The organism is Paraburkholderia bryophila, from assembly GCF_013409255.1.
Taxonomy (GTDB): domain Bacteria; phylum Pseudomonadota; class Gammaproteobacteria; order Burkholderiales; family Burkholderiaceae; genus Paraburkholderia.
Genome location: NZ_JACCAS010000001.1, coordinates 3,145,623 through 3,166,861 on the forward strand (window position 1 = coordinate 3,145,623; position 21,239 = coordinate 3,166,861).

Annotated in this window: 32 protein-coding genes; all 32 read left to right on the forward strand. The window is 58.6% G+C overall.

Annotated features, from left to right (window positions below; genetic code table 11):
- The first annotated feature begins 3 nt into the window (after window positions 1–3).
- The gene (locus tag GGD40_RS13970; protein ID WP_179744020.1) at window positions 4–897 is read left to right on the forward strand and encodes an alpha/beta hydrolase; all 894 of its coding nucleotides are present in this window, start codon (window positions 4–6) and stop codon (window positions 895–897) included.
- A complete protein-coding gene (locus GGD40_RS13975) occupies window positions 785–2,032 on the forward strand; it encodes a patatin-like phospholipase family protein (RefSeq protein ID WP_179744021.1) in 1,248 nt (415 codons plus the stop codon). The genes GGD40_RS13970 and GGD40_RS13975 overlap by 113 nt, the downstream gene beginning before the upstream one ends.
- Complete coding sequence (locus GGD40_RS13980; RefSeq protein ID WP_179744022.1) at window positions 2,032–2,904, forward strand: BamA/TamA family outer membrane protein; 873 nt, start codon at window positions 2,032–2,034, stop codon at window positions 2,902–2,904. The genes GGD40_RS13975 and GGD40_RS13980 overlap by 1 nt, the downstream gene beginning before the upstream one ends.
- Window positions 2,905–3,112: 208 nt before the next feature.
- On the forward strand, window positions 3,113–4,960 hold the full coding sequence (recQ, locus tag GGD40_RS13985) for a DNA helicase RecQ (RefSeq protein WP_179707970.1): 1,848 nt from the start codon (window positions 3,113–3,115) through the stop codon (window positions 4,958–4,960).
- A 221-nt stretch (window positions 4,961–5,181) separates the two neighbouring features.
- Window positions 5,182–5,562: a 30S ribosomal protein S12 gene (gene rpsL, locus GGD40_RS13990; RefSeq protein WP_035935550.1), complete on the forward strand. Its 381-nt coding sequence runs from the start codon at window positions 5,182–5,184 to the stop codon at window positions 5,560–5,562.
- A 177-nt stretch (window positions 5,563–5,739) separates the two neighbouring features.
- Window positions 5,740–6,210 (forward strand): 30S ribosomal protein S7, encoded by a 471-nt coding sequence (rpsG, locus tag GGD40_RS13995; RefSeq protein ID WP_006053291.1) that lies wholly within the window; start codon window positions 5,740–5,742, stop codon window positions 6,208–6,210.
- Between the two features lie 133 nt (window positions 6,211–6,343).
- Window positions 6,344–8,446, forward strand: coding sequence for an elongation factor G (gene fusA / locus GGD40_RS14000; RefSeq protein WP_179707972.1), 2,103 nt, complete (start codon window positions 6,344–6,346; stop codon window positions 8,444–8,446).
- A gap of 46 nt (window positions 8,447–8,492) precedes the next feature.
- Window positions 8,493–9,683, forward strand: coding sequence for an elongation factor Tu (gene tuf / locus GGD40_RS14005; RefSeq protein WP_168795439.1), 1,191 nt, complete (start codon window positions 8,493–8,495; stop codon window positions 9,681–9,683).
- Window positions 9,684–9,811: 128 nt separating this feature from the next.
- Window positions 9,812–10,123, forward strand: coding sequence for a 30S ribosomal protein S10 (gene rpsJ / locus GGD40_RS14010; RefSeq protein WP_031361584.1), 312 nt, complete (start codon window positions 9,812–9,814; stop codon window positions 10,121–10,123).
- A gap of 200 nt (window positions 10,124–10,323) precedes the next feature.
- Window positions 10,324–10,983, forward strand: coding sequence for a 50S ribosomal protein L3 (gene rplC, locus GGD40_RS14015; RefSeq protein WP_035562616.1), 660 nt, complete (start codon window positions 10,324–10,326; stop codon window positions 10,981–10,983).
- Complete coding sequence (gene rplD / locus GGD40_RS14020) at window positions 10,983–11,603, forward strand: 50S ribosomal protein L4 (protein WP_007180136.1); 621 nt, start codon at window positions 10,983–10,985, stop codon at window positions 11,601–11,603. The genes rplC and rplD overlap by 1 nt, the downstream gene beginning before the upstream one ends.
- The gene (rplW, locus tag GGD40_RS14025) at window positions 11,600–11,914 is read left to right on the forward strand and encodes a 50S ribosomal protein L23 (RefSeq protein ID WP_007180135.1); all 315 of its coding nucleotides are present in this window, start codon (window positions 11,600–11,602) and stop codon (window positions 11,912–11,914) included. The genes rplD and rplW overlap by 4 nt, the downstream gene beginning before the upstream one ends.
- Window positions 11,915–11,916: 2 nt before the next feature.
- A complete protein-coding gene (gene rplB / locus GGD40_RS14030) occupies window positions 11,917–12,744 on the forward strand; it encodes a 50S ribosomal protein L2 (RefSeq protein WP_179707976.1) in 828 nt (275 codons plus the stop codon).
- 10 nt (window positions 12,745–12,754) lie between these two features.
- Complete coding sequence (rpsS, locus tag GGD40_RS14035) at window positions 12,755–13,030, forward strand: 30S ribosomal protein S19 (RefSeq protein ID WP_035554748.1); 276 nt, start codon at window positions 12,755–12,757, stop codon at window positions 13,028–13,030.
- A 7-nt stretch (window positions 13,031–13,037) separates the two neighbouring features.
- Window positions 13,038–13,370 carry a 50S ribosomal protein L22 gene (gene rplV / locus GGD40_RS14040; protein ID WP_197070230.1) on the forward strand — a complete coding sequence of 111 codons (333 nt, stop codon included), beginning with the start codon at window positions 13,038–13,040 and terminating at the stop codon, window positions 13,368–13,370.
- Between the two features lie 11 nt (window positions 13,371–13,381).
- The gene (gene rpsC, locus GGD40_RS14045) at window positions 13,382–14,179 is read left to right on the forward strand and encodes a 30S ribosomal protein S3 (RefSeq protein ID WP_035554750.1); all 798 of its coding nucleotides are present in this window, start codon (window positions 13,382–13,384) and stop codon (window positions 14,177–14,179) included.
- Between the two features lie 2 nt (window positions 14,180–14,181).
- On the forward strand, window positions 14,182–14,598 hold the full coding sequence (gene rplP / locus GGD40_RS14050; protein ID WP_013340739.1) for a 50S ribosomal protein L16: 417 nt from the start codon (window positions 14,182–14,184) through the stop codon (window positions 14,596–14,598).
- A 10-nt stretch (window positions 14,599–14,608) separates the two neighbouring features.
- Window positions 14,609–14,803 carry a 50S ribosomal protein L29 gene (gene rpmC / locus GGD40_RS14055; protein WP_007180130.1) on the forward strand — a complete coding sequence of 65 codons (195 nt, stop codon included), beginning with the start codon at window positions 14,609–14,611 and terminating at the stop codon, window positions 14,801–14,803.
- On the forward strand, window positions 14,800–15,072 hold the full coding sequence (gene rpsQ, locus GGD40_RS14060; RefSeq protein ID WP_007180129.1) for a 30S ribosomal protein S17: 273 nt from the start codon (window positions 14,800–14,802) through the stop codon (window positions 15,070–15,072). Before rpmC ends, rpsQ begins: the two co-directional genes overlap by 4 nt.
- Window positions 15,073–15,362: 290 nt before the next feature.
- Window positions 15,363–15,731, forward strand: a complete 369-nt coding sequence (gene rplN, locus GGD40_RS14065) for a 50S ribosomal protein L14 (RefSeq protein WP_179707978.1) — start codon at window positions 15,363–15,365, stop codon at window positions 15,729–15,731.
- A 9-nt stretch (window positions 15,732–15,740) separates the two neighbouring features.
- Entirely contained in the window at window positions 15,741–16,049 is a 309-nt protein-coding gene (gene rplX, locus GGD40_RS14070; protein WP_035554751.1) for a 50S ribosomal protein L24, read from the forward strand.
- Window positions 16,050–16,066: 17 nt separating this feature from the next.
- Window positions 16,067–16,606, forward strand: a complete 540-nt coding sequence (gene rplE, locus GGD40_RS14075) for a 50S ribosomal protein L5 (RefSeq protein ID WP_006052214.1) — start codon at window positions 16,067–16,069, stop codon at window positions 16,604–16,606.
- A gap of 7 nt (window positions 16,607–16,613) precedes the next feature.
- Window positions 16,614–16,919, forward strand: a complete 306-nt coding sequence (rpsN, locus tag GGD40_RS14080; protein ID WP_006052215.1) for a 30S ribosomal protein S14 — start codon at window positions 16,614–16,616, stop codon at window positions 16,917–16,919.
- Window positions 16,920–16,933: 14 nt separating this feature from the next.
- Complete coding sequence (rpsH, locus tag GGD40_RS14085; protein WP_006052216.1) at window positions 16,934–17,329, forward strand: 30S ribosomal protein S8; 396 nt, start codon at window positions 16,934–16,936, stop codon at window positions 17,327–17,329.
- 18 nt (window positions 17,330–17,347) lie between these two features.
- Window positions 17,348–17,878, forward strand: a complete 531-nt coding sequence (gene rplF / locus GGD40_RS14090) for a 50S ribosomal protein L6 (protein ID WP_179707980.1) — start codon at window positions 17,348–17,350, stop codon at window positions 17,876–17,878.
- 12 nt (window positions 17,879–17,890) lie between these two features.
- A complete protein-coding gene (rplR, locus tag GGD40_RS14095) occupies window positions 17,891–18,256 on the forward strand; it encodes a 50S ribosomal protein L18 (RefSeq protein ID WP_006052218.1) in 366 nt (121 codons plus the stop codon).
- A 14-nt stretch (window positions 18,257–18,270) separates the two neighbouring features.
- Entirely contained in the window at window positions 18,271–18,789 is a 519-nt protein-coding gene (rpsE, locus tag GGD40_RS14100) for a 30S ribosomal protein S5 (protein ID WP_006052219.1), read from the forward strand.
- A gap of 10 nt (window positions 18,790–18,799) precedes the next feature.
- On the forward strand, window positions 18,800–18,982 hold the full coding sequence (rpmD, locus tag GGD40_RS14105; protein WP_007180126.1) for a 50S ribosomal protein L30: 183 nt from the start codon (window positions 18,800–18,802) through the stop codon (window positions 18,980–18,982).
- A gap of 29 nt (window positions 18,983–19,011) precedes the next feature.
- Complete coding sequence (gene rplO / locus GGD40_RS14110) at window positions 19,012–19,446, forward strand: 50S ribosomal protein L15 (RefSeq protein WP_035554754.1); 435 nt, start codon at window positions 19,012–19,014, stop codon at window positions 19,444–19,446.
- Between the two features lie 48 nt (window positions 19,447–19,494).
- Complete coding sequence (gene secY, locus GGD40_RS14115) at window positions 19,495–20,841, forward strand: preprotein translocase subunit SecY (protein WP_179707982.1); 1,347 nt, start codon at window positions 19,495–19,497, stop codon at window positions 20,839–20,841.
- Between the two features lie 8 nt (window positions 20,842–20,849).
- On the forward strand, window positions 20,850–21,068 hold the full coding sequence (gene infA, locus GGD40_RS14120; RefSeq protein WP_004521905.1) for a translation initiation factor IF-1: 219 nt from the start codon (window positions 20,850–20,852) through the stop codon (window positions 21,066–21,068).
- A 20-nt stretch (window positions 21,069–21,088) separates the two neighbouring features.
- A complete protein-coding gene (rpmJ, locus tag GGD40_RS14125) occupies window positions 21,089–21,205 on the forward strand; it encodes a 50S ribosomal protein L36 (protein WP_004199844.1) in 117 nt (38 codons plus the stop codon).
- Window positions 21,206–21,239 lie beyond the last annotated feature (34 nt).

Below are 21,239 nucleotides of genomic sequence, written 5' to 3' on the forward strand. Positions count from 1 at the left end.
GCTATGTCTATTCGCACTGGCGCACTCTTAATCCACGGACTGGGCGGCACACAGTTTGACCTCGGGTCGATGCGCAAGCATCTGAAACGCTGCGGAATCGAGACACATTCGCTGACACTGCCGGGGCACGGCACCACGCCCGAGGCGTTGGTGTCGGTGCGCGCGGAGGACTGGGTCGATGCCGTCACGAAGAAATATCGCGAACTTGTCGACCGTTACGATAGGTTCCACGTGATGGGCATGTGCATGGGCGCACTGCTTGCCGCGGCGTTGTGCGCCCGGGAGCGGCACAGTAAAGGCCGGCTGGTCACGCTGGCGCCGCCCATTTACATCGACGGCTGGAGCACCCCATGGTGGCGTGCCGCGCGCCATGTCGCCTACCGTCTGCCGCTGCTGCCCGCACGAATGAAGATCGAAGAGGGCGAGCCGTACGGCATCAAGAACACGCTTGTGCGCAATATCGTCAAGGCGAAGTTTGAACGCGGCGACAACTTTCACTACAAATGGGTGCCCCTCGCATGCATTCGCGAAGTGGACCGTTTGCGTCGCCAGGTCATTCGGGAAGCCGGACAGATTAGCTGTCCGACGCTGGTCGTGCACGCCAGGCAAGACGAACTGACGAGTCTGAAGTCGGCGGAATTCATTGGGCGCACCGCTCGGGATGCACGCGTTGTCGTGCTCGAAAATAGTTATCACATGATTTGTGTCGATAACGATCGCGAGCAGGTCGCAACCAGCGTGCTCGATTTTCTCGGTGCGCAGGCGCAGATGCGCGCATATCGGGGTGTTGAAGAAGCTCGAGGCATTGCATGTGCCGATCGACTGCATCGCGGGGACGAGCATGGGCGCGGTGATTTGCGGTCTGTACGCAAGCGGGATGTCGGCAGCCGCGATTGAAAAAGCGTTGGCCGGCATGGACCTGACTGACGTCGCGTTCGATCGCGAAGCACGCGTGGACCAGCCGCAAGCGGTCCGCAAAGACAACCTCGACTATCCGGTCAGCCTGCCGCTTGGTTTCAGCAGCGACGGGGTTCGTTCGGCAAGTGGACTGATTCAGGGCAATCGGCTGCTTGCGCTTTTGCAACAGCACACGGGTCGCCTCCCGGGCGACGTCAATTTCGACGATCTTCCCGTGCCGTTCAGGGCAGTCGCGACCGACATCGAAACGGGCGACAAGATCGTCCTCCGAAGAGGCTCACTGCCGCAGGCGATCCCGGCCAGTATGGCCGTGCCAGGTTTGTTCGCGCCTGTCGCGCTGGAGGGGCGCACGTTGGTGGACGGCGGTATTGCCGACAACTTACCCGTCGACGTCGCGAAGCAGATGGGCGCGGATATCGTGATCGCCGTCGACATCGGTACGCCGCTCAAACGCGCGAACCAGCTGACGTCGATGGCGAGTGTCACGCAGCAGGTTATCGGTGCGTTGATCAGCCAGAATGTGCGGAGCCAGAGGGCCAATCTCGGCGCAGCGGATATCCTGCTGCGGCCCGATCTCTCCGGTCTCGCTTTCACGGATTTTGCGGACGCCGGTCGCGGCATTGCCGCGGGCGCTGTTGCGGTCGACTCCTCACAAGTGCAAATCAGCGCGCTTTCGCTGACGCCGCAAGCATGGACCGCGTATCTGGCCGGTCGCAACGAACACGCGTTTTTGCCGGAAGGAACGAAAGTCGACCGCGTGGAAGTCGTGGCGAATGGCCGTGTCCCGGCAAGCCGTGTGCGGCAGGCGCTGCGCACGAAACCGGGCGACGCTTACGATCCGCGCACGATCGAACAGGACCTCGCCGCGCTGAACAGCACGAGCGATTTCGAAAACGTCGCTGATAGTTTGACGGGCACCGATGGTGATCGCGTCCTGCGTGTCACGGCGAACTCGAAAAGCTGGGGGCCCAACTTCCTGCTGTTCGGCCTTGGTTTGCAGAGCAATTTCAGCGGCGACGGCGCGTTCGCGTTGCGCGTAGGGCATCGCAGCCGTGGATCACGCAAAGCGGGCTTGAATGGCGTAACGACGCCGTGCTCGGCAGCCGCGATTTGATGCTGAAAACCGAACTGCGGCAGCCGCTGTTTTCGCAGGATGGCCTCTATCTGGCGCCCTTCGCGTCAATCAAGCGAAATCTGTTGGACGTCTACGATGATGACCAACCCGACGGCGCGCCTCCCATGATGAAACTTCGTCAGCAGGAGTTCCGGGTCGGGCTCAATGCTGGTTTGCCGTTGGGAAAACTCGGTGAAATACGAGCGGGCATCGCCCGGGTGCATACGTCCTCCACGTTAATGACGGCCGCACCGACCGTGATGGTCTCGCTCGATGGCGACGATTCGGTGTCTGTGCCGATCGCGCCGGATTCGTCTTCCGAGACGGTTGGCCGTGTCGAGTTCGAGATCGATCAGCTCGACGACGTGCTGTTTCCGCGTCACGGCTATTACGTCGACGGATACGCGGAAATGGCGCTCGATCAATCGGAAGGTCGCTACAACACGGCCCATATTCGCGCACTCTGGGCAGAAAGCTTCGGCCGGCACAGCCTGAACGCCGCGTTCGAAACCGGTGGCCAATTCGGTAACAAGGACGTGGGCAGGTACACGTTCGATCTTGGTGGTTTCCAGCATCTGGCCGCGTACGCGCAGAATCAGTTCAGTGGGAATTACGTCATGTACGGCCGCCTCACCTATCTCGCCCAATTGAAGCACTTCAACTCGGGTCCAATCCGGGGCACATTTGCCGGCGCCAGTCTGGAGGCGGGCAACGTCTGGAACAGCAGCAGCGCGTTTGCGCGTGGTCCGTGGCGAGCCAGCGCCAGTGCGTTTCTCGGTGCGACGACTTCGTTTGGGCCGGTTTATCTGGGCGTTGCGATGGCGCCCGGCGGCGCGCGTAATGTGTATTTCCAGTTGGGTAACCAGTTCTAAGCGGGAAGGTTGGGCGTGCGGCCTTTCCGTACACACGGGACACGAGCGTCGTAACCCTCACAAATACATGGCGAGGAGCGGGCGATTCGCACATACGTGTCTCCTGATTTCCTAAGCCGAACGGCGAACGTGTGCAAACGTTTCGGGCGGCGCGCCGAGGGGTTGGTAAAATCCGCCCACCGGCATCGCGCTGTTCAACCTCTATCTTATGTCCCGTTCGCTCCAGATCCTCAACGAAGTCTTCGGCTATCCCGCGTTCAGAGGGCAGCAGGGCGAAATTGTCGAGCATGTCTCGGCCGGCGGCGACTGTCTGGTGCTGATGCCCACCGGCGGCGGCAAGTCGTTGTGCTATCAGATTCCCTCTCTGGTACGGCGTGAAGGCGGCTTCGGCGCGGGCATTGTCGTTTCCCCGCTGATCGCGCTGATGCAGGACCAGGTCGCCGCACTCACCGAAGTAGGCGTGCGCGCGGCCTATCTGAATTCGACGCTGTCGAGCGCCGAGGCCATGGCGACCGAGCGCGCGTTGCGCGAAGGCGAGATCGACCTGCTCTACGTGGCGCCCGAACGGTTGATGACGCCGCGTTTCCAGGAACTGCTGGAGCGCACGCGTATCGGCCTGTTCGCGATCGACGAAGCGCATTGCGTCTCGCAGTGGGGGCACGATTTCCGGCCTGACTATATTCAGCTGTCGGTACTGCACGAGCGCTTCCCGAATGTGCCGCGCATCGCGCTTACGGCTACTGCGGATGACATTACTCGCGACGAGATCATCCAGCGTCTGGCGCTGGATGACGCGCGCATTTTCGTGTCGAGCTTCGACCGGCCGAACATCCGCTACCGCATTGTCGAAAAGGACAACGCGCGCACGCAGTTGCTCGACTTCATCCGCGCCGAGCATTCAAAGCCGGATGGCACCACCGACGCCGGCGTCGTCTATTGCCTGTCGCGTCGCAAGGTGGAAGAAACGGCGGAATGGCTCAAAGAGAAGGGTATGCGCGCGCTGCCGTATCACGCTGGCATGGAGTTCGAAATCCGCCAGAAACATCAGGAGATGTTTCAGCGCGAAGAAGGCATCGTGATGTGCGCGACGATTGCGTTCGGCATGGGCATCGACAAGCCAGACGTGCGCTTCGTCGCGCACCTCGACTTGCCGAAGAGCGTCGAGGGCTACTACCAGGAAACCGGGCGCGCAGGCCGTGACGGCATGCCGGCGAACGCGTGGATGGCCTACGGTCTCGGCGACGTCGTGCAGCAGCGCAAGATGATCGACGAATCCGACGCGGACGACGCCCACAAGCGCGTGCAAACCGGCAAGCTGGACGCGTTGCTCGGGCTGTGTGAAGCCGCGACCTGCCGCCGGGTGCGTTTGCTTGCGTATTTCGGCGAGACGAGCAAGCCTTGCGGCAACTGCGACAACTGTATCGAGCCGCCGGACACATGGGACGCTACGCGCGAGGCGCGAATGGCGCTGTCCTGCGTATTTCGGGCGCAACGGGCGAGCGGGTTCCATTTCGGCGCCGGCCATCTGATCGACATCCTGCGCGGTAACAGTAGCGAAAAGATTATGCAGCGCGGCCACGAGAAGCTGACTACGTTTGGAATCGGCGCGGCGTTGGGCGAGCCGGAGTGGCGCGCGGTGTTCCGCCAACTGGTCGCGTTCGGCTATCTGACTGTGGACCATGAAGGTTTCGGCTCACTGGTCCTGACTGAGGCCAGCAAGCCGGTGCTCAAAGGCGAACAGAACGTCACCATGCGCCGCTATGTGAAACCGACGCGTAGCCGCCAGTCGTCCGCCCGTACCAGCGAGCGCGCCGACCCGACGATCGGCATGGGACCGCGCGAACGCGCCCGCTGGGAGCGCCTGCGCGCGTGGCGTACCGAGACGGCGAAGAGCGACGGTGTGCCTGCCTACGTGATTTTCCACGACGCGACGCTCGCGGAGATCGCCCGTAACGGCCCCGATTCCATTGAGGATCTGCGTGGCATTCCGGGCATGGGCGTGCGCAAACTCGACCGTTTCGGCGACGAATTGCTTGAAGTCGTCGCGGCGGACTAAGGCTCGGCTGCCGTCCTCGTCGCTCGACAGGGGTGCGAAACATCGCAACCTGTTGACTCCCTTAGTATTTTCGGAATATTATGCTAGGTTCCGGTTCTTGGGGTGCCTGCTCGCGAAGTTAATTCGTGCGCTGACGACTGGGGCCGGAAGTTCGATGCGCAATCGTTTCTGCTTTGCCCGGAAACAGATGCGTCGATTTTGTTCAATTTCAGGAATAAACAATGCCAACCATCAATCAACTGGTTCGCAAAGGCCGCGCTTCGGAAACAGTGAAGAGCAAGAGCCCGGCTTTGCAGGACTGTCCCCAGCGTCGCGGCGTGTGCACCCGTGTGTACACCACGACGCCGAAGAAGCCTAACTCGGCGCTGCGTAAGGTTGCCAAGGTTCGTCTGACGAACGGCTTCGAAGTTATTTCGTACATCGGTGGTGAAGGCCACAACCTGCAGGAACACTCGGTCGTGCTGATTCGCGGTGGCCGTGTCAAGGACTTGCCGGGTGTGCGTTACCACATGGTTCGCGGCTCGCTGGATACCCAGGGCGTCAAGGATCGTAAGCAAGCTCGCTCGAAGTACGGCGCGAAGCGTGCCAAGGCTGGCAAGTAATTAGCCGGTCAGCAGTTTCAGGTCGCCTGTAAAGGCGGTATTAGCGGTGGTGCCGGAATCGCCGGTGCTGTCGAGTAAGTGGTCACCCGACCGGGCTGGTAAGTCGTAAGAGATGAATCGGGTTAGTTGGTGGCCGCGGGGCTGAACAGCTCCAACTGAAAAGTTAAAGGAAGAAACATGCCGCGTCGTCGCGAAGTCCCCAAGCGGGAAGTGTTGCCGGATCCGAAATTCGGCAACGTTGATGTAGCTAAGTTCATGAACGTGCTGATGCTCTCCGGCAAGAAGTCGGTTGCTGAGCGCATTGTGTACGGCGCTTTCGAACAGATCCAGACCAAGGGTGGCAAGGACCCGCTGGAAGTGTTCACGGTAGCGCTCAACAACGTCAAGCCGGTGGTCGAAGTGAAGAGCCGCCGCGTTGGTGGTGCGAACTATCAGGTTCCGGTCGAAGTGCGCCCGTCGCGTCGTATGGCATTGGCGATGCGTTGGCTGCGTGAAGCCGCGAAGAAGCGCAGCGAGAAGTCGATGGCCCTGCGTCTGGCAGGTGAACTCTCCGAAGCGGCCGAAGGCCGTGGCGGCGCGATGAAGAAGCGCGACGAAGTTCACCGGATGGCAGAAGCCAACAAGGCGTTCTCGCACTTCCGTTTCTAAGCTTCCCAACTTCGGGTTAGCAGAAAAAGCGGAAAGAAATTCCGGGCGGGTGCGCTTACAAAGCGCCTCGCCCGTTTGTGTTACAGCGCGATGGGTATTTTCTCGCATCGCGTCATCCCAATAGAGGATCAAAGTGGCTCGCAAGACACCTATCGAGCGCTACCGTAACATCGGTATTAGCGCTCACATCGACGCCGGCAAAACGACGACGACCGAGCGCATCCTGTTCTATACCGGCGTGAACCACAAGATTGGTGAAGTTCACGACGGCGCTGCGACCATGGACTGGATGGAGCAGGAACAGGAACGCGGCATCACGATCACGTCCGCTGCTACCACGGCGTTCTGGAAAGGTATGGCCGGCGACCGCGCTGAGCACCGTATCAACATCATCGACACCCCGGGTCACGTCGACTTCACGATTGAAGTTGAGCGCTCGATGCGCGTGCTCGACGGCGCGTGCATGGTGTACTGCGCTGTGGGCGGTGTGCAGCCCCAGTCGGAAACCGTGTGGCGTCAGGCTAACAAGTACAAGGTTCCCCGTCTTGCGTTCATCAACAAGATGGACCGTACCGGCGCGAACTTCTTCAAGGTCTACGACCAGCTCAAGCTGCGTTTGAAGGCCAATCCGGTTCCGGTCGTGGTGCCTATCGGCGCTGAAGAAACGTTCACCGGCGTGGTTGATCTGCTGAAGATGAAAGCGATCATTTGGGACGAAGCGTCCCAAGGCACAAAGTTCTCGTACGAAGAAATTCCGGCGGAACTGGTTGATACGTGCAATGAATGGCGCGAGAAGATGGTCGAGGCTGCCGCTGAGTCGAGCGAAGAGCTGATGAACAAGTACCTCGAAGAAGGCGAATTGACGGAAGCTGAAATCGTCAAGGGCCTGCGCGACCGTACGATCGCTTGCGAAATCCAGCCGATGCTGTGCGGCACTGCGTTCAAGAACAAGGGCGTACAACGGATGCTGGACGCCGTGCTCGACTTCCTGCCGTCGCCGATCGACATTCCGCCGGTTACGGGTGAACTCGAAAACGGTGAAAAGGCCGAGCGTCGCGCAGCCGACGACGAGAAGTTCTCGTCCCTCGCATTCAAGATCATGACCGACCCGTTTGTCGGCCAGTTGATCTTCTTCCGTGTCTACTCGGGCACGACGAAGTCGGGCGACACGCTGCTGAACGCGACCAAGGACAAGAAGGAGCGTCTCGGTCGTATTCTGCTGATGCACGCAAACCAGCGTGAAGAAATCAAGGAAGTGCACGCGGGCGACATCGCTGCTGCAGTTGGCCTGAAAGATGCAACGACGGGCGACACGCTGTGCGATCCGCTGCATCCGATCGTGCTCGAGCGCATGATTTTCCCGGAGCCGGTGATTTCGCAGGCTGTTGAGCCGAAGACGAAGCCCGACCAGGAAAAGATGGGTCTGGCGTTGAATCGTCTGGCTCAGGAAGATCCGTCGTTCCGCGTTCAAACGGACGAAGAATCGGGTCAAACCATTATTTCGGGCATGGGCGAGCTCCACCTGGAAATTCTGGTCGACCGGATGAAGCGCGAGTTCGGCGTCGAAGCAACGGTTGGCAAGCCGCAAGTGGCTTACCGCGAAACGATCCGCGGTAAGGCGGAAGACGTTGACGGCAAGTTCGTCAAGCAGTCGGGTGGTCGCGGCCAGTACGGTCACGCGGTCATCACGCTCGAGCCGAATGAGCAAGGCAAGGGCTACGAGTTCCTGGACGAGATCAAGGGCGGTGTGATTCCGCGTGAGTACATCCCGGCAGTTGACAAGGGTATCCAGGAAACGCTGAAGGCTGGCGTGCTGGCAGGCTTCCCGGTCGTTGACGTGAAGGTTCACCTGACGTTCGGTTCGTACCATGACGTTGACTCGAACGAAAATGCGTTCCGCATGGCCGGTTCGATGGCGTTCAAGGAAGCGATGCGCAAGGCTCAACCGGTCATCCTCGAACCGATGATGGCTGTTGAAGTCGAAACGCCGGAAGATTACATGGGCAACGTGATGGGCGACCTGTCGGGCCGTCGCGGTATTGTTCAGGGCATGGAAGACATGATTGGCGGCGGCAAGATCGTTCGTGCCGAAGTCCCGTTGTCGGAAATGTTCGGCTACTCGACGTCGCTGCGTTCGCTGAGCCAAGGTCGTGCAACGTACACGATGGAGTTCAAGCACTATTCGGAAGCACCGCGCAACGTGTCTGAAGCGATCATCAACGCGAAGTCAAAGTAAGCGCGCGGCAAGTCATTCAACGATTAACTTTTGAAAGAAGAGAAACATGGCTAAAGGTAAATTCGAACGGACCAAGCCGCACGTGAACGTCGGCACGATCGGTCACGTTGACCACGGCAAGACCACGCTGACGGCAGCGATCACGACGGTTCTGACCAAGAAGTTTGGCGGCGAAGCGAAGGCATACGACCAGATCGACGCGGCGCCGGAAGAAAAGGCACGCGGTATCACGATCAACACGGCACACGTCGAGTACGAAACGGCTAACCGCCACTACGCACACGTCGACTGCCCGGGCCACGCTGACTATGTGAAGAACATGATCACGGGCGCAGCGCAGATGGACGGCGCGATCCTGGTGTGCTCGGCTGCAGACGGCCCGATGCCGCAAACGCGTGAGCACATCCTGCTGGCGCGTCAGGTTGGCGTTCCGTACATCATCGTGTTCCTGAACAAGTGCGACATGGTGGACGACGCTGAGTTGCTGGAACTGGTCGAGATGGAAGTTCGCGAACTCCTGTCGAAGTACGACTTCCCGGGCGACGACACGCCGATCATCAAGGGTTCGGCCAAACTGGCGCTGGAAGGCGACACGGGCGAGCTGGGTGAAGTGGCGATCATGAATCTGGCCGATGCGCTGGACACGTACATCCCGACGCCGGAGCGTGCAATTGACGGCGCGTTCCTGATGCCGGTGGAAGACGTGTTCTCGATCTCGGGTCGTGGCACGGTGGTGACGGGTCGTATCGAGCGTGGTGTCGTGAAGGTCGGCGAAGAAATCGAAATCATCGGTATCAAGCCGACGGTGAAGACGACGTGCACGGGCGTGGAAATGTTCCGCAAGCTGCTCGACCAGGGTCAGGCAGGCGACAACGTTGGTATCCTGCTGCGCGGCACGAAGCGTGAAGACGTGGAGCGTGGCCAGGTTCTGGCGAAGCCGGGTTCGATCAACCCGCACACGCACTTCACGGCTGAAGTGTACGTGCTGAGCAAGGACGAAGGTGGCCGTCACACGCCGTTCTTCAACAACTATCGTCCGCAGTTCTACTTCCGTACGACGGACGTGACGGGCTCGATCGAGTTGCCGAAAGACAAGGAAATGGTCATGCCGGGCGACAACGTGTCGATCACGGTGAAGCTGATCAACCCGATCGCGATGGAAGAAGGTCTGCGCTTCGCAATTCGCGAAGGCGGCCGTACGGTCGGCGCTGGTGTAGTTGCCAAGATCCTCGAGTAAAATCGCGGATTGTGAACTTGCAGTAAGTTGTGCCCGGAGCCGGGCGCCAGCCTCTAGCGGGTGCCCGGCTCTACGTTCTTTTACTATCTGGCGGTGCAATACCGCCTCGCTCTTTACAAGGAATTGTCATGGCGAACCAGAAAATCCGCATCCGCCTGAAGGCTTTCGACTATCGTCTGATCGACCAATCGGCAGCTGAAATCGTCGATACGGCAAAGCGGACTGGCGCAATCGTTCGTGGTCCGGTGCCTCTGCCGACCCGCATTCAACGTTTCGATATCCTGCGCTCGCCGCACGTCAACAAGACGTCGCGCGATCAGCTCGAAATCCGTACGCATCAACGTCTGATGGACATCGTCGATCCGACGGACAAGACCGTCGACGCACTGATGAAGCTGGACCTGCCGGCTGGCGTTGACGTTGAAATCAAGCTGCAATAAGGCTTCGGCGGTTGTCTGGCTCGCCGGGCAACGCTAAGTCATTGATTGCTTGCGAAAAACGAAAGGTCTCGCTATAATAGTGGGCTTTTCGCGCATTTGCGCAAAAAAGTCGGTGTGCTGCAGCATGGATTCATGCCTGAAACGGCGCCGGCATTTTGTAAATTAGCCCCGACCAATCGCAGTCGGGAATGGAGAAAACGATGAGCCTTGGACTCGTAGGTCGCAAGGTTGGCATGACCCGTATCTTCACGGCAGAAGGGGATTCGATTCCCGTTACCGTGCTGGACGTGTCCGACAACCGCGTGACGCAGATCAAGACTGTTGAAACCGACGGCTACACGGCCGTGCAGGTTGCATTCGGTACGCGCCGTGCATCGCGCGTGACGAAGCCGTTGGCCGGTCATCTCGCCAAAGCCGGTGTTCAAGCCGGTGAAATCCTCAAAGAATTCCAGATCGATGCCGCTAAGGCTGCCGAGTTGTCGAGCGGTACCGTGGTGGGTCCCGAGCTGTTCGAAGTGGGTCAGAAGGTCGACGTGCAAGGCGTGTCGATCGGTAAGGGCTACGCCGGTACCATCAAGCGTTACAACTTCGCATCCGGCCGTGCATCGCACGGTAACTCGCGCTCGCACAACGTGCCGGGTTCGATCGGTATGGCGCAGGATCCGGGTCGTGTTTTCCCGGGTAAGCGCATGACCGGTCACATGGGTGACGACACGGTAACGGTACAAAACCTCGAAATCGCTCGTATCGACGCTGACCGCAAGCTGTTGCTGGTCAAAGGCGCCGTTCCGGGTGCGAAGGGTGGCAAGGTATTCGTTACGCCGGCCGTGAAGACGCGTGCCGTGAAAGGAGCGAAATAATGGAACTTAAGCTCCTGAACGCCAATGGTCAGGAAGGTGCAGGCGTTAGCGCGTCGGACGTAGTGTTCGGTCGCGATTACAACGAAGCCCTGATTCACCAGGTGGTGGTTGCGTACCAGGCGAACGCCCGTAGCGGCAACCGCGCGCAGAAGGATCGTGAGCAAGTTAAGCACACGACCAAGAAGCCGTGGCGTCAAAAGGGTACGGGCCGCGCTCGTGCCGGTATGTCGTCGAGCCCGTTGTGGCGCGGCGGTGGCCGTATCTTCCCGAATTCGCCGGAAGAAAACTTTTCGCACAAGGTCAACAAGAAGATGCATCGCGCAGGTCTCTGCTCGATCTTCTCGCAGCTGGCCCGCGAAGGCCGCATCTCGGTTGTCGACGAGCTGACGCTCGAAGCACCGAAGACGAAGCTGCTGGCCGAAAAATTCAAGGCGATGGGTCTCGACTCCGTGCTGGTCATCACCGACACGGTTGACGAAAACCTGTACCTCGCGTCGCGCAACCTTGCCCATGTGGCGGTTGTCGAGCCGCGCTACGCCGACCCGCTGTCGCTGATCTACTTCAAGAAGATCCTGATCACGAAGGCTGCGGTCGCCCAGATCGAGGAGTTGCTGTCATGAGCGAGATTCGCAAAAACGATCATCGTTTGATGCAGGTCCTGCTCGCGCCGGTGATCTCCGAAAAGGCGACGCTGGTGGCCGACAAGAACGAGCAAGTTGTGTTCGAAGTCGCGCCCGATGCCACGAAGCAGGAAGTGAAAGCTGCCGTCGAGCTGCTGTTCAAGGTGGAAGTCAATTCCGTCAACGTGTTGGTCTCAAAGGGTAAGGCCAAGCGCTTTGGTCGCTTCATGGGCAAGCGCAAGGACGTGAAGAAGGCCTATGTCTGCCTGAAGCCCGGCCAGGAAATCAACTTTGAAGCGGAGGCCAAGTAATCATGGCAATCGTTAAAGTTAAGCCGACTTCGCCGGGTCGCCGCGCGATGGTCAAGGTGGTCAACAAGGATCTGCACAAGGGTAAGCCGTTCGCACCGCTGCTCGACGCGCAATCCTCGACCGCCGGCCGTAACAACAACGGCCACATCACCACGCGTCATAAGGGTGGTGGTCACAAGCATCACTATCGCGTTGTAGATTTCCGTCGCAATAAGGACGGCATCGTGGCGAAGGTCGAGCGTCTTGAGTACGATCCGAACCGTAGCGCGAACATCGCGCTGGTTCTGTACGCAGACGGCGAACGCCGCTACATCATTGCGCCGAAGGGTCTCACCGTCGGTCAGCAACTGATGTCGGGTTCCGAAGCGCCGATCCGCGCTGGTAACACGCTGCCGATCCGCAACATTCCGGTCGGTACGACGATCCACTGCATCGAAATGCTGCCGGGCAAGGGCGCGCAAATGGCGCGTTCGGCGGGCACGTCGGCGATGTTGCTGGCTCGTGAAGGTATCTACGCACAGGTCCGCCTGCGCTCCGGTGAAATCCGCCGCGTTCACGTTGAATGCCGCGCGACGATTGGTGAAGTTGGCAACGAAGAGCATAGCCTCCGTCAAATCGGTAAGGCTGGCGCGAACCGCTGGCGCGGTATCCGTCCGACGGTGCGTGGTGTTGCAATGAACCCGGTCGATCACCCGCACGGCGGTGGTGAAGGCAAGACGGCTGCAGGTCGCGATCCGGTGAGCCCGTGGGGCACGCCGGCTAAGGGTTATCGCACCCGTAGCAATAAGCGCACGACGAGCATGATCGTCCAGCGCCGTCACAAGCGTTAAGGAGTAGGCAATGGCACGTTCTGTAAAAAAAGGTCCGTTCTGCGACGCCCATTTGCTGAAGAAAGTTGAGGCGGCAGCAGCTTCGCGGGATAAGAAGCCGATCAAAACCTGGTCGCGTCGCTCGACGATCCTCCCGGATTTCATCGGTCTGACGATCGCCGTCCACAACGGCCGTCAACACGTTCCGGTGTATGTCTCGGAAAACATGGTCGGCCACAAGCTTGGCGAGTTCGCACTGACCCGTACGTTCAAGGGTCATGCAGCCGACAAGAAGGCTAAGAAATAAGGGGCTCATGATGGAAGTGAAAGCAATTCATCGCGGTGCCCGCATCTCGGCGCAGAAAACGCGCCTTGTGGCTGACCAGATCCGCGGTTTGCCGGTCGACAAGGCGCTGAACGTTCTGACGTTCTCGCCGAAAAAGGCTGCGGGAATCGTGAAAAAGGTTGTGCTGTCGGCGATCGCGAATGCGGAGCATAACGAAGGCGCTGATATCGACGAGCTCAAGGTAACGAGCATCATGGTCGACAAGGCTGCATCGCTGAAGCGTTTTACTGCGCGCGCTAAAGGGCGCGGTAACCGCATCGAGAAGCAATCCTGTCACATCACTGTGACGGTCGGGAATTAAGGGGTCATACGATGGGACAGAAAATTCATCCGACTGGCTTCCGTTTGGCCGTCAGCCGCAATTGGGCGTCGCGTTGGTACGCGAACAACAACAATTTCGCGGCGATGTTGCAGGAAGACATCGGTGTTCGTGAATACCTGAAGAAGAAGCTGAAGAACGCTTCGGTTGGTCGCGTCGTTATCGAGCGTCCGGCGAAAAACGCGCGCATCACGATCTATAGCTCGCGTCCGGGTGTCGTCATCGGTAAGAAGGGCGAGGATATCGAGCTGCTGAAGTCGGAACTGCAACGCCGCATGGGCGTTCCGGTCCACGTCAACATCGAAGAAATCCGTAAGCCGGAAACCGATGCGCAACTGATCGCCGATTCGATCACGCAACAGCTCGAGCGCCGGATTATGTTCCGCCGCGCAATGAAGCGTGCGATGCAAAACGCAATGCGTCTGGGTGCTCAAGGCATCAAGATCATGAGCGCAGGCCGCCTGAACGGTATCGAAATCGCTCGTACGGAGTGGTATCGCGAAGGTCGCGTGCCGCTTCATACGCTGCGCGCTGATATCGACTACGCAACTTCGGAAGCGAAGACGACGTACGGCATCATCGGTGTGAAGGTGTGGGTCTATAAGGGCGATACGCTCGGCCGCAACGATGCACCGGTGGTTGAAGAAGTCGCCGAAGAAAAGCGTCCGCGCCGCAATGCACGTCCGGGTGGCGATCGCCGTCCGCGTCGCGATGGTGAAGGTGGTGGTCCGGCAGGTGCACGCCGTGGCGCTCCTCGTCGTGCTGGCGGTGACGGTAAGACTGGAGAATAACGATGCTGCAACCGAAACGCAGAAAGTATCGCAAAGAACAGAAGGGTCGTAACACCGGTGTCGCCACCCGCGGTAACGCGGTGTCGTTCGGTGAGTTCGGCCTGAAGGCTATCGGTCGTGGTCGCTTGACTGCACGTCAGATTGAAGCGGCGCGTCGTGCAATGACGCGTCACATCAAGCGCGGTGGCCGTATCTGGATCCGCATTTTCCCGGACAAGCCGATTTCGCATAAGCCGGCTGAAGTACGGATGGGTAACGGTAAAGGTAACCCTGAGTACTACGTCGCAGAGATTCAACCGGGCAAGATGCTGTACGAAATGGACGGCGTAACCGAAGAGCTGGCACGCGAAGCGTTCCGTCTGGCTGCAGCTAAGCTGCCGCTTAAGACGACGTTTATCGTGCGTCAGCTCGGCGCCTAAGGAGCAAATGATGAAGGCTTCCGAACTTCACCAGAAAGATCAGGCCGCGCTCAACAAGGAGCTGTCGGACCTGTTGAAGGCGCAATTCGGCCTGCGCATGCAACTCGCGACCCAGCAGCTCACGAACACTAGCCAGCTGAAGAAGGTTCGTCGCGACATCGCACGTGTGCGGACCGTCCTGACTGAGAAGGCGAACCAGAAATGAACGATAGCGTAAAAACCTCGCTCAAGCGGACGCTGGTCGGCAAGGTCGTCAGCAACAAGATGGACAAGACGGTCACCGTGCTGGTTGAGCACCGCGTGAAGCACCCGATCTACGGCAAGTACGTTGTGCGTTCGAAGAAGTACCACGCGCACGACGATGCGAACACATACAACGAGGGTGACCTCGTTGAAATCCAGGAAACACGTCCGATTTCGAAGACGAAAGCTTGGGTTGTGGCTCGCTTGGTCGAGGCTGCTCGCGTCATCTGACGCCGCAAAGCTGTAGAAGTAATTGAAATCGCAGTAAGTTTCGCTTGCAAGACCGAGGTTATGTGATATGATCTCGGTCTTCCCTCTTTTATGGGAGCCCCGTCGCGGGCGAAGTTGGTGGGGGAAGCGGTTCGGGCGCCAGTCTGTTCCGTAGGATTCACCGGATTGCGATGGCGGGTTTCGTTTGCCGTCGCTGCTGTTCATACCCAAGCAGCCGATTGGCTGACGGGACCAAGACTGACCGGGTACGCCATGGTGGTGTGGCCGGATTAAGTTGGGATAGATAAACCATGATCCAGACCGAAACTCGGCTTGAAGTGGCCGACAACACGGGTGCACGTGAAGTCATGTGCATCAAGGTGCTCGGCGGCTCGAAGCGTCGTTATGCCAGCATTGGCGACATCATTAAGGTGACCGTCAAAGAAGCAACGCCGCGCGGGCGCGTGAAGAAAGGCGAGATTTACAACGCCGTGGTGGTTCGCACCGCCAAGGGCGTGCGCCGTCCGGATGGCTCGCTGATCAAGTTTGATGGCAACGCCGCCGTGTTGTTGAATGCCAAGCTCGAACCTATTGGCACCCGTATTTTCGGGCCTGTCACGCGCGAGTTGCGTAGCGAACGATTCATGAAGATCGTTTCGCTGGCACCTGAAGTGCTGTAAGGAGTCGCGATGAACAAGATTCGCAAAGGTGACGAAGTTATCGTCATCACCGGCAAAGATAAAGGCAAGCGCGGCGTCGTGCTGTCCGTTGGCGAAAGCAAAGTGATTGTCGAGGGCATCAATCTCGTCAAGAAACACGTCAAGCCGAACCCGATGAAGGGTACGACGGGCGGTGTGGAAGCCAAGACGATGCCGCTGCAAATTTCGAACGTCGCATTGGTCGACGCGAATGGCAAGGCGTCGCGTGTAGGCATCAAGGTCGAAGGAGACAAGAAAGTCCGTTTCCTTAAAACGACCGGTGCCGAGCTGAGCGCCTGACGCTGCGGAGTAAAAAAATGGCTCGTTTGCAAGAGTTTTACAAAGAAAAGGTTGTACCCGGCCTCATCGAGAAGTTCGGTTACAAGTCCGTAATGGAAGTGCCGCGGATCACCAAGATCACCCTTAACATGGGCCTTGGCGAAGCGGTTGCTGACAAGAAGATCATCGAAAACGCCGTTGGCGACCTGACGAAGATCGCAGGCCAGAAGCCGGTGATCACTAAAGCACGCAAGGCAATCGCTGGCTTCAAGATCCGTCAAGGCTATCCGATCGGTGCAATGGTGACGTTGCGTGGTCAAGCAATGTACGAATTTCTGGACCGTTTCGTGACGGTTGCGCTCCCCCGTGTGCGCGACTTCCGTGGCGTCTCCGGTCGTGCGTTCGATGGTCGCGGCAACTACAACATCGGTGTGAAAGAGCAGATCATTTTCCCCGAAATCGACTACGACAAGATCGACGCACTGCGTGGGCTGAACATCAGCATCACGACGACTGCGAAGACCGACGACGAAGCAAAGGCTCTGCTCGCCAGCTTCAAGTTCCCGTTCAGAAACTGAGGTTACCGTGGCTAAACTGGCACTGATCGAACGTGAAAAGAAGCGTGCTCGCCTCGCTGCTAAGTACGCTCCCAAGCGTGCGGAGTTGAAGGCGATCATTGGCGATATGAGCAAGTCGGACGAAGAGCATTACGCAGCACGTCTGGAACTGCAACAACTGCCGCGCAACTCTAACCCGACCCGTAAGCGCAATCGTTGCGCAATTACCGGTCGTCCGCGCGGTACGTTCCGTAAATTCGGGCTGGCGCGTAACAAGATTCGCGAAATCGCGTTCCGCGGCGAGATCCCTGGCCTGACCAAGGCGAGCTGGTAATAGGAGAAACGTAAATGAGTATGAGTGATCCTATCGCCGATATGCTGACTCGCATCCGCAATGCGCAGATGGTTGAGAAAGTCTCGGTGACTATGCCCTCGTCGAAAGTCAAGGTTGCGATTGCGCAAGTCCTTAAGGACGAAGGCTATATCGATGATTTCGCAGTGAAGTCCGAAGGTGCGAAGTCTGAATTGAACATCGTGTTGAAGTACTACGCTGGCCGTCCGGTGATCGAGCGCATTGAGCGCGTCTCGAAGCCTGGGCTGCGTGTGTACCGCGGCCGTAACGACATCCCTGTGGTCATGAATGGCCTCGGCGTGGCAATCGTGTCGACGCCGAAGGGCGTGATGACGGACCGCAAGGCGCGTGCAACGGGCGTTGGCGGCGAAGTCATCTGCTACGTCGCTTAAGGCCGAAAGGAGAGAAACATGTCTCGAGTAGGTAAAAGCCCGATCGCGCTGGAAGGCGCAGAAGTGGCCCTGAGCGACGAAAGCATTACCGTCAAGGGCCCGCTGGGTACGATTTCGCAGGCTGCTAACAGCCTCGTGAAGGTGGTGAACGACAACGGCACGCTGAAATTCGAGCCGGTTGACGAAAGCCGCGAAGCGAATGCGATGTCGGGCACGATGCGCGCACTGGTTGCGAACATGGTGAACGGCGTGACGAAGGGTTTCGAGCGCAAGCTGACGCTGGTTGGCGTCGGTTACCGCGCACAGGCGCAAGGCGACAAGCTGAACCTGTCGCTGGGTTTCTCGCACCCCGTGGTGCACCAGATGCCGGAAGGTGTCAAGGCTGAAACCCCGACGCAAACCGAAATCGTGATCAAGGGGATCAATAAGCAACAAGTTGGCCAAGTCGCTGCAGAAGTGCGCGGCTATCGTCCGCCGGAGCCCTATAAGGGCAAAGGTGTGCGTTACGCCAACGAGGTTGTGATCCTCAAAGAAACGAAGAAGAAGTAAGGGTGCGCAATCATGGATAAGACTCAATCTCGCCTGCGCCGCGCTCGTCAGACGCGTATCAAGATCGCTGAGCTGCAGGTCGCCCGTCTCGCCGTGCATCGCACGAACACGCACATCTATGCGCAAGTGTTCTCGCCGTGCGGCACCAAGGTGCTCGCTAGCGCGTCGACGCTCGAAGCCGAAGTGCGTGCGCAACTTGCTGATCAGACGGGCAAGGGCGGCAACGTCGCTGCTGCGACTCTGATTGGTAAGCGCATCGCAGAAAAGGCTAAGGCTGCCGGCATCGAATCCGTCGCCTTCGACCGTTCGGGTTTCCGTTACCACGGCCGCGTGAAAGCGCTGGCTGATGCGGCGCGCGAAGCCGGACTCAAGTTCTAAGGGAAGAATTCGTCATGGCAAAGATGCAAGCGAAAGTTCAGGCTGACGAACGCGACGACGGCCTTCGTGAAAAAATGATTTCGGTCAACCGCGTGACCAAGGTCGTGAAGGGGGGCCGGATTCTCGGCTTCGCCGCTCTGACCGTGGTTGGCGATGGTGATGGCCGCGTCGGTATGGGCAAGGGCAAGGCGAAGGAAGTGCCCGTCGCTGTTCAGAAAGCGATGGAACAAGCTCGCCGCAACATGTTCAAGGTGCCGTTGAAGAACGGTACCCTGCAACACGAAGTGCACGGTAAGCACGGCGCATCGATGGTTCTCCTGGCTCCGGCCAAGGATGGTACCGGTGTGATCGCTGGCGGTCCGATGCGCGCAGTGTTCGACGTGATGGGCGTGCAGAACGTTGTGGCCAAGAGCCACGGTTCGACGAACCCGTATAACCTCGTTCGCGCAACGCTCGACGGTCTGCGCAAGCAGTCGACGCCGGGTGATATCGCGGCGAAGCGCGGCAAGTCCGTCGAAGATATTCTGGGCTAAGGTGGACACCATGTCTGATAAAACTGTCAAGGTCCAGCTCGTCAAGAGCCTGATCGGCACCCGTGAAACGCACCGTGCAACGGTGCGTGGCTTGGGCCTGCGCCGACTCAACTCGGTTAGCGAGTTGCAGGACACGCCGGCTGTGCGCGGCATGATCAACAAGGTTTCGTACCTCGTTAAGGTCATCAGCTAAGCGGCTGACCAGGACTCAAGGAGTTGATAATGGAATTGAATAACCTGAAGCCGGCTGAAGGTGCGAAGCACGCAAAGCGGCGCGTTGGTCGCGGCATCGGCTCCGGCCTCGGCAAGACCGCTGGCCGTGGTCACAAAGGTCAGAAGTCGCGTTCGGGCGGCTTTCACAAGGTTGGTTTCGAAGGCGGTCAAATGCCGCTGCAACGTCGCCTGCCGAAGCGTGGGTTCACCTCGCTGACGAAGGAGTTCGTCGGTGAAGTGCGCCTCTCTGATCTGGAGAAGCTGCCGGTCGACGAAATCGATCTGTTGGCTCTGAAGCAAGCCGGCCTGATTGGCGAGATGATCACGAGCGCCAAGATCATCAAAACCGGCGAGTTGAAGCGCAAGGTCGTTGTGAAGGGTCTGGGTGCGACGAAGGGTGCGCGCGCTGCTATCGAAGCAGCCGGCGGCTCGTTCGCCGAGTAACGCGCAAGTCGATTTTGCCGTCACTAGCATTAGCATCGGAGAAGGTACTTGGCTAACAGCCCGAGTCTCGCAAAACCCGGTCGCGGCGCGGCGAAGTTTGGCGATCTGCGTCGGCGAGCAATGTTTTTGCTGCTGGCGTTGATCGTCTACCGTATCGGCGCGCACATTCCGGTGCCGGGTATTGACCCGGACCAACTGGCAAAATTGTTCCAAAGCCAGTCGGGCGGCATCCTAGGCATGTTCAACATGTTCTCGGGTGGCGCACTTTCGCGGTTCACGATTTTTGCGCTGGGGATCATGCCGTACATTTCGGCGTCGATCATCATGCAGTTGCTGGCGATTGTATCGCCGCAGCTGGAAGCGCTAAAAAAGGAAGGGCAGGCGGGACAGCGGAAGATTACGCAGTACACGCGTATTTTTACGGTTCTGCTGGCAACGTTCCAGGCATTCGGCATTGCTGTCGCACTGGAAAATCAGCCGGGCTTGGTGATCGATCCGGGTATGGTGTTTCGTTTGACGACGGTCGTGACGCTGGTGACTGGCACGATGTTCTTGATGTGGCTAGGTGAGCAGATCACGGAGCGCGGGCTTGGCAACGGTATCTCGATCATCATTTTCGGTGGTATTGCGGCGGGCTTCCCGAACGCGATCGGTGGTCTTTTCGAACTGGTGCGAACCGGCTCGATGAGCATCATCTCGGCGATTATTGTGGTCGCACTGATTGCTGCAGTGACGTATCTGGTGGTGTTCATTGAGCGCGGCCAGCGCAAGATTCTTGTGAACTACGCGAAGCGGCAAGTCGGTAACAAGATTTACGGCGGACAGTCTTCGCATCTGCCTCTGAAGTTGAACATGTCGGGTGTGATTCCGCCGATCTTTGCATCGTCGATCATTCTCTTCCCGGCAACCATCCTGAACTGGTTTAGTTCAGGGTCGCGTACCAGCTGGTTCGCAGACACGTTACATAACGTGGCCGAAGCTCTTAAGCCCGGTCAACCCGTGTACGTGTTGTTGTACGCGTTGGCGATCGTCTTCTTCTGTTTTTTCTACACCGCATTGGTGTTCAACAGCAGAGAAACGGCCGACAACCTGAAGAAGAGTGGCGCGTTCGTCCCTGGCATCCGCCCGGGCGATCAAACGGCGCGATACATCGACCGCATCCTGACGCGTCTGACGCTGGCCGGTGCGATCTACATCGTGTTTGTTTGTCTGCTGCCCGAGTTTCTGGTACTGCGCTGGAACGTGCCGTTTTATTTTGGTGGAACGTCGCTGCTGATCATTGTCGTCGTCACAATGGATTTCATGGCGCAGGTGCAGTCGTACGTTATGTCGCAACAGTATGAATCGCTGCTGAAGAAAGCTAATTTCAAAGGCGGCGGCGTCCCGATGCGTTGAAAGGACTTATGGCCAAAGACGATGTTATCCAGATGCAGGGTGAAGTCATCGAAAACCTGCCTAACGCTACCTTTAGGGTGAAGCTGGAAAACGGCCATGTCGTATTGGGACACATATCCGGCAAGATGCGGATGCACTACATCCGAATCTTGCCGGGCGACAAGGTGACGGTTGAATTGACGCCTTACGATCTGTCGCGTGCGCGGATCGTGTTCCGGGCGAAGTGATTTGAAAAAAGGGTAATATCATGAAAGTGATGGCATCGGTTAAGCGCATTTGCCGCAATTGCAAGATCATCAAGCGCAAAGGCGTTGTGCGCGTGATTTGCAGCTCTGATCCGCGCCACAAACAGCGTCAAGGCTGAACGCCGCGCTTTTTGCTAGCGCTTTTTGTTTGAG

Coding starts and splice junctions, on each gene's coding strand:
- rplP (WP_013340739.1), top strand. CDS start 14,182: ATGCTGCAACCGAAACGCAGAAAGTATCGCAAAGAACAGAAGGGTCGT.
- rpmC (WP_007180130.1), top strand. CDS start 14,609: ATGAAGGCTTCCGAACTTCACCAGAAAGATCAGGCCGCGCTCAACAAG.
- rpsS (WP_035554748.1), top strand. CDS start 12,755: ATGGCACGTTCTGTAAAAAAAGGTCCGTTCTGCGACGCCCATTTGCTG.
- rpsE (WP_006052219.1), top strand. CDS start 18,271: ATGGCAAAGATGCAAGCGAAAGTTCAGGCTGACGAACGCGACGACGGC.
- rplE (WP_006052214.1), top strand. CDS start 16,067: ATGGCTCGTTTGCAAGAGTTTTACAAAGAAAAGGTTGTACCCGGCCTC.
- rpmJ (WP_004199844.1), top strand. CDS start 21,089: ATGAAAGTGATGGCATCGGTTAAGCGCATTTGCCGCAATTGCAAGATC.
- rplC (WP_035562616.1), top strand. CDS start 10,324: ATGAGCCTTGGACTCGTAGGTCGCAAGGTTGGCATGACCCGTATCTTC.
- rplN (WP_179707978.1), top strand. CDS start 15,363: ATGATCCAGACCGAAACTCGGCTTGAAGTGGCCGACAACACGGGTGCA.
- rpsC (WP_035554750.1), top strand. CDS start 13,382: ATGGGACAGAAAATTCATCCGACTGGCTTCCGTTTGGCCGTCAGCCGC.
- GGD40_RS13970 (WP_179744020.1), top strand. CDS start 4: ATGTCTATTCGCACTGGCGCACTCTTAATCCACGGACTGGGCGGCACA.
- rplF (WP_179707980.1), top strand. CDS start 17,348: ATGTCTCGAGTAGGTAAAAGCCCGATCGCGCTGGAAGGCGCAGAAGTG.
- rpsG (WP_006053291.1), top strand. CDS start 5,740: ATGCCGCGTCGTCGCGAAGTCCCCAAGCGGGAAGTGTTGCCGGATCCG.
- rpsL (WP_035935550.1), top strand. CDS start 5,182: ATGCCAACCATCAATCAACTGGTTCGCAAAGGCCGCGCTTCGGAAACA.
- GGD40_RS13980 (WP_179744022.1), top strand. CDS start 2,032: ATGCTGAAAACCGAACTGCGGCAGCCGCTGTTTTCGCAGGATGGCCTC.
- recQ (WP_179707970.1), top strand. CDS start 3,113: ATGTCCCGTTCGCTCCAGATCCTCAACGAAGTCTTCGGCTATCCCGCG.
- rpmD (WP_007180126.1), top strand. CDS start 18,800: ATGTCTGATAAAACTGTCAAGGTCCAGCTCGTCAAGAGCCTGATCGGC.
- rplB (WP_179707976.1), top strand. CDS start 11,917: ATGGCAATCGTTAAAGTTAAGCCGACTTCGCCGGGTCGCCGCGCGATG.
- rplV (WP_197070230.1), top strand. CDS start 13,038: ATGATGGAAGTGAAAGCAATTCATCGCGGTGCCCGCATCTCGGCGCAG.
- rplR (WP_006052218.1), top strand. CDS start 17,891: ATGGATAAGACTCAATCTCGCCTGCGCCGCGCTCGTCAGACGCGTATC.
- tuf (WP_168795439.1), top strand. CDS start 8,493: ATGGCTAAAGGTAAATTCGAACGGACCAAGCCGCACGTGAACGTCGGC.
- rplD (WP_007180136.1), top strand. CDS start 10,983: ATGGAACTTAAGCTCCTGAACGCCAATGGTCAGGAAGGTGCAGGCGTT.
- rpsQ (WP_007180129.1), top strand. CDS start 14,800: ATGAACGATAGCGTAAAAACCTCGCTCAAGCGGACGCTGGTCGGCAAG.
- rplW (WP_007180135.1), top strand. CDS start 11,600: ATGAGCGAGATTCGCAAAAACGATCATCGTTTGATGCAGGTCCTGCTC.
- rpsH (WP_006052216.1), top strand. CDS start 16,934: ATGAGTATGAGTGATCCTATCGCCGATATGCTGACTCGCATCCGCAAT.
- rplX (WP_035554751.1), top strand. CDS start 15,741: ATGAACAAGATTCGCAAAGGTGACGAAGTTATCGTCATCACCGGCAAA.
- rpsJ (WP_031361584.1), top strand. CDS start 9,812: ATGGCGAACCAGAAAATCCGCATCCGCCTGAAGGCTTTCGACTATCGT.
- rplO (WP_035554754.1), top strand. CDS start 19,012: ATGGAATTGAATAACCTGAAGCCGGCTGAAGGTGCGAAGCACGCAAAG.
- infA (WP_004521905.1), top strand. CDS start 20,850: ATGGCCAAAGACGATGTTATCCAGATGCAGGGTGAAGTCATCGAAAAC.